Genomic DNA, 5,009 nt, shown 5'->3' with positions numbered 1-5,009 from the left:
GGAGACGTGGCCGAGCGGCTGAAGGCACTCGTTTGCTAAATGAGCATACCCAGAAATGGGTATCGAGGGTTCGAATCCCTCCGTCTCCGCCACCCATGCGTGGCACCTGCTAAGTGCTTGTAATAAAACGAAACGTCGAACCATCTACACCGGCGTTTCCACCCGATTACCACCCGCTCCCGGCCAGCGAATTACCACCCGCCATGGCCCGTGCCATCCACAGGATCGTGCCGCCGATCCTTGACCGCCCCCCGGCGAATTCTGAACGTTCGTTCATATTCAAGTGCTGAGAGCGTGCCGAGAACGTGTGCGGGGCGTGCCGAGCCCCACCTGTTATGATCATTTCGCGAAAAGGTCATAACGCCGGCCGGGCCGCGTCCCGGGCCCGCCGCTCGCGACCCAGCTTGCGCGCCAGGACGGCGAAAATCTATAGCCTTCACAACGACTTGTAGGACCCCGATTTTCGGCAAGTCCCCAACAAATCCCAGGGATTCGGGCTTAAGCCGGTCCCCACGGCGTCCAGGCTTTCCCCGATAAGGACTACCAAGGCAGGGCGAAGCGTATGTTACGTCGTGGGACTTGACCGTCAGGACGCGGACCACGAAGCTCGGCCGAACATGGGAGGTCGCGTGTTCGGGTTGTTCAAGCGGCGGAAATCGTCCGCGCGGATGTCGAAACAGATCTCCCTCGACTTGGTGACCGTCGCCAACCTGGTGAGCGTGCAGACGCGCTACCTGATGTTTTTCCATGGGGCCAAGCGCGAGAATTTCTGGGGCAACGGATATTTCCGGCTCTACGTGCTCGGCGCCTTTGACGCGGCCACGACACGGTTCGGTATTGACATCCGTAAAAGCCTCGGCCCCGGTATCCGGGAGATGGGCTACGTGAACTACCTCGTGGGTGAGTTCGGCGTCGACAAGTCTGCCGCCAAGGCCTACCTCGACGAGACAGTCGCATCCGACCGCTACCGCGATCCAGCGGTCCAAGACGGCGGCACTGACGGCATGGCCGCCTTGTCCGGTGCAGCCCCCGACACGCCGAGGCTGCTTGCGCGCTTCATGGACGTGGACGACGGGGAACGGGAAGTCACGCCGGAGGAGATGCAGGCGTTCCAGCGGTTCTGCAACGGGCAGGATCATCTCACCGGAACGCACGGGACACGCTGAAGCACGCCCCTAAGGTATCTCCCAGCGATGTCTTCTGGTCCGCCGCCGGATTAACCGTAGGCCGATCCTACGCTTGCCATGGATCTGCAACTGCGTGAGTCTGCGGCCATGTCCGAGAAGCCGCGGGATGCCCGGCTTGCACGGCGAACCCGAACATCGGGTAGACCACCAGGCCGATCAGCCAGCTCACGACCATGCCGGAGCCGGTGTTCGCCAGCATCTCGGCCAAGCTCATGCGGCGGGACTGCATCAGGCTTTCCCTTCGATCGGCGCGTCAAGGATGGCCTCCCGCGCCCGGGACACCTCCCCATAGGCGCGGTGGTAGGTGATGGTCTGGATCGAGCGGCCGGACAGGAAGCCGGCGCCGTGGTGCCAGGCATCCTGCGCGACCGGCGCCTGGCGGGATTCCGCGACCACGGCGCCGGCCTCGAACCCGAGAAGCTTCTTGTGATGGATGTGGAAACCGTGGGCGTAGCGGAACCGCGTCAGGCCCCAATCCTCGGCGCGCCGGGCCGCCATGACGCCGGGCAGGTCCTGCAGCTTGGTCTCGTGGCCGTGGGTGGCGGCGAGCATCACCCGGCCGAACCTGGCGTACCAGAACAGGCTCGGGTCGAGGTCGACGGCGACCCGGGGCTCGTTGCGGTACCAGGCGTACAGGAAGTGGGCGATCGCGACGGCGCAGTGCTCGTCGTGGTTCCCCTTGAGGATCCGGACGAGGATCCGGTCGTGCCGGCGCAGCATGGCGTCGACGGTCCGGACGGTGATCCTCGTGCAGGGAGCCGCCGCAGCACGCGCAGCGATCCGGACGATGATCGACGACGGCATCGGGATCCTCGCTCATCACGCGGCTATGGCCCTCGTGCCCGGGCTTGGCACCGCCCGGCTTGGCCTGCGCGCGTCGCTCCTTGCGGTCGGTCGCGGGAGGCTTGGAAGACGTGCGCGAGGTCTTCTCCGGACGCTGCAGCCGCAGCACCAGTTCGATCAGCTCTTCGCGGCTCAGTCGCTCAAGATCGCTTCGGCCCATCCCACGAAGGAATCAACGAAATCCGAACCGCGCAAGGGAGTGGGTAATTACGGGAACAGCTCCCCGCATCGATCGCATCTTTCAATTGCTGAAGTTGTGGCAGCATCGAATCACCCCGCTGGGTATCGGAGTCTATTCAACGTGATTTTCAGCAAAAATAAATATTCGTCTTTACTGAAATTCTAATTTGACCCGTTTCGGGCGACGAAGTCCCGCAAGCCCGAGATGGGCCGGGAAACGCGTCGGTCTATTCGCCAGCGACTCCGATGCTCAGTCCAACGGCTTGATCAGCCCGTCGCGGATGGTGACGCGGCGGTCCATGCGGGCGGCGAGATCCATGTTGTGGGTGGCGATCAGCGCGGCGAGCCCCGAGGCGCGCACCAGCGACAGCAGGATCGCGAACACGTGTCCCGCGGTCGAGGGGTCGAGGTTGCCGGTGGGCTCGTCGGCGAGCAACAGGCGCGGGCCGTTGGCCACCGCCCGCGCGATGGCGACCCGCTGCTGCTCGCCGCCGGACAGCTCGGCCGGGCGGTGGACGAGGCGCTTACCCAGGCCGAGGAAGCTCAGGAGTTCGGTCGCCCGCGCCTTCGCCTCCTTACGGGCCAGCCCGCGGATGAGCTGGGGCATCACCACGTTCTCCAGTGCCGAGAACTCCGGCAGCAGGTGGTGGAACTGGTAGACGAAGCCCATCTCCTCGCGGCGGAAGCGCGTGCGCGCGGCGTCCGCCATCGCCGCGGTCGGCTGGCCGCCGACGTAGATCTCGCCCCCGTCCGGCCGCTCCAGCAGGCCGGCGAGATGCAGCAGGGTCGACTTGCCGGCGCCCGACGGCGCGACCAGCGCCACGAGTTCGCCGGGCCAGATCGCCAAATCCGCCCCGCGCAGGATCTCCACCGCGCCCTCGGCCTGCCGGTAGCGCCGCTCGACGCGGGCGAAGAACAGGGCCGGCACCGGCTGAACGCCGGCGGCCTCGGGGGAACCGCTCATGGATGCTCAGCCGTAGCGCAGCGCCTGCACCGGATCGAGCCGGGCCGCGCGCCAGGAGGGGTAGATGGTCGCGGCGAGCGCGAGCAGGAACGAGGTCAGCACCACCACGGTGATCTCGGTGGGGTTCATCTCGGCGGGGATCTCGGCGAGGAACCGCACTGTCGGGTCCCAGGCGCCGGGAAACAGCACCCGCTGGATCGGCTTGATGTTCAGCGTGATCAGCACCCCGAGCCCGAGGCCACTGAGCGTCCCCACGAGGCCGATCAGCGCGCCGTTGATCAGGAACACCCGCATCACCGTGCCCGGCGTCGCGCCCATGGTGCGCAGGATCGCGATGTCGCTCGACTTGTCGCGCACCAGCAGGATCAGGCCCGAGACGATGTTGAGGGTGGCCACCACCACGATCAGGCTGAGGATGAGGAACATCACGTTGCGCTCGACCTCCAGCGCGCCGAAGAAGGTGCGGTTGCGCTGGCGCCAGTCGGTGAGCAGCACCGGCCGCTCGGCAGCCATCTCCAGGGGCTCGCGCATGGCCGCGACGGCGTCGGGACGGTCGATGTAGATCTCGATCAGGCTGACGTCGCCCTCGCGGTTGAAGAAGGCTTGGCTCTCGGCGAGCGGCATGAACACGAAGGTCGCGTCGAACTCGGTCATGCCGACCTCGAACACCGCCTTCACCGCGTAGCTCTTGGTCCGCGGCGCGGTGCCGAAGGCGGTGGTCGCGCCCTTGGGCGTCGAGAGGGTGATGGTGTCGCCCGCCTGGAGCGCGAGGGTGTCGGCGAGCCGCCGCCCGATCAGCACGCCCGATCCGTCGTCGAAGCCCTCCAGCGTCCCGCCGCGCAGGCTGTTGGCGACCGCGCCGATCGCGGAGAGGTCGTCGCCGCGCACGCCCCGCACCAGCACGCCGCTGCCGCCGTAGGGCGAGGAGGCGAAGGCCTGTCCCTCGACTAGGGGAATCGCGGCGCGCACGCCGGCCACCTTCGACAGGCGCTCGGAGAGATCGGCGAAATCGGTGAACGTCCGGTCGATCGGGGTCACGAAGACGTGGCCGTTGATGCCGACGATCTTCCCGAGCAGCTCGGTGCGGAAGCCGTTCATCACCGAGAGCACGACGATCAGCGTCGCGACGCCGAGCGCGATGCCGAGCACCGAGAAGAACGCCACCACCGACACGCCGCCGCCGCGGCGGCGCGCCCGCAGGTAGCGCCCGGCGATGATCCACTCGAAGGCCGCGAACGGCGCGGTCGCCCCCCTGCGCCGGGGCGTCGCCGGGGCCTTCGCGCCGGCGGTCGCCATTACCCTGTCCTCAGGCACGCCGAATCCGTGCCAGCAGGTCGACGGCCGCGAGGCTCTCGCGCGCGCCGCCCGCACGGCGCTTCAGTTCGACCTTGCCTTCGGCCAGACTCTTGGGGCCGACGACGACCTGCCAGGGCAGGCCGATCAGGTCGGCGGTGGCGAACTTGGCGCCGGGGCGCTCGTCTCGGTCGTCGTAGAGCACCGACAGGCCGGCAGCCTCGCACTGCGCCTGGATCTCGGCGCAGGCGGCATCGGTCGCGGGATCGCCGGTCTTGAGGTTGATCAGCGCCACGTCGAACGGCGCCACCGCGTCCGGCCAGACGATGCCGGCCTCGTCGTGCGAAGCCTCGATGATCGCGGCCACCAGCCGGCTCGGGCCGATGCCGTAGGAGCCCATGTGAACCGGGCGCTCGATCCCGTCGGGACCGGCGACGCGCGCGCCCATCGGCTCGGAATACTTGGTGCCGAAGTAGAAGATATGCCCGACCTCGATGCCGCGGGCGGCCATGCGGCTCTCCTCCGGCACCTCGGCGAAGGCG

Annotated in this window: 6 protein-coding genes, 1 tRNA gene and 1 pseudogene; 2 read left to right on the top strand and 6 right to left on the bottom strand. The window is 67.5% G+C overall.

Translation table 11 applies throughout. The features are described from left to right. Positions 1–92: transfer RNA gene (locus ACFE86_RS21105), tRNA-Ser, on the top strand. A gap of 537 nt (positions 93–629) precedes the next feature. After that, entirely contained in the window at positions 630–1,166 is a 537-nt protein-coding gene (locus tag ACFE86_RS21100; RefSeq protein WP_375457278.1) for a hypothetical protein, read from the top strand. 67 nt (positions 1,167–1,233) lie between these two features. On the opposite strand, the gene ACFE86_RS21095 is transcribed toward ACFE86_RS21100, so the two are convergent. The 6 genes and pseudogenes from ACFE86_RS21095 to ACFE86_RS21070 form a co-directional block, all read right to left on the bottom strand. After that, positions 1,234–1,416 carry a hypothetical protein gene (locus tag ACFE86_RS21095; RefSeq protein ID WP_375457277.1) on the bottom strand — a complete coding sequence of 61 codons (183 nt, stop codon included), beginning with the start codon at positions 1,414–1,416 and terminating at the stop codon, positions 1,234–1,236. Continuing rightward, positions 1,416–1,907 carry a hypothetical protein gene (locus tag ACFE86_RS21090; protein ID WP_375457276.1) on the bottom strand — a complete coding sequence of 164 codons (492 nt, stop codon included), beginning with the start codon at positions 1,905–1,907 and terminating at the stop codon, positions 1,416–1,418. Before ACFE86_RS21090 ends, ACFE86_RS21095 begins: the two co-directional genes overlap by 1 nt. Positions 1,908–1,929: 22 nt before the next feature. Next, positions 1,930–2,190, bottom strand: a pseudogene (locus tag ACFE86_RS21085) (IS66 family transposase); the annotation flags it as partial. Positions 2,191–2,460: 270 nt separating this feature from the next. Then, positions 2,461–3,174: an ABC transporter ATP-binding protein gene (locus ACFE86_RS21080; protein WP_375457275.1), complete on the bottom strand. Its 714-nt coding sequence runs from the start codon at positions 3,172–3,174 to the stop codon at positions 2,461–2,463. A 6-nt stretch (positions 3,175–3,180) separates the two neighbouring features. Further along, positions 3,181–4,470: a lipoprotein-releasing ABC transporter permease subunit gene (locus ACFE86_RS21075; RefSeq protein ID WP_375457274.1), complete on the bottom strand. Its 1,290-nt coding sequence runs from the start codon at positions 4,468–4,470 to the stop codon at positions 3,181–3,183. Between the two features lie 10 nt (positions 4,471–4,480). Beyond that, positions 4,481–5,009, bottom strand: a 529-nt coding sequence (locus tag ACFE86_RS21070) for a His/Gly/Thr/Pro-type tRNA ligase C-terminal domain-containing protein (RefSeq protein ID WP_375457273.1), incomplete at its 5' end; no start/stop codon positions are given.

This window comes from uncultured Methylobacterium sp., assembly GCF_964244095.1.
In the GTDB taxonomy this organism is placed as follows: domain Bacteria; phylum Pseudomonadota; class Alphaproteobacteria; order Rhizobiales; family Beijerinckiaceae; genus Methylobacterium.
Note: the sequence above shows the minus strand (reverse complement) of the source record. Positions and strands in the feature narration are given on the sequence as shown.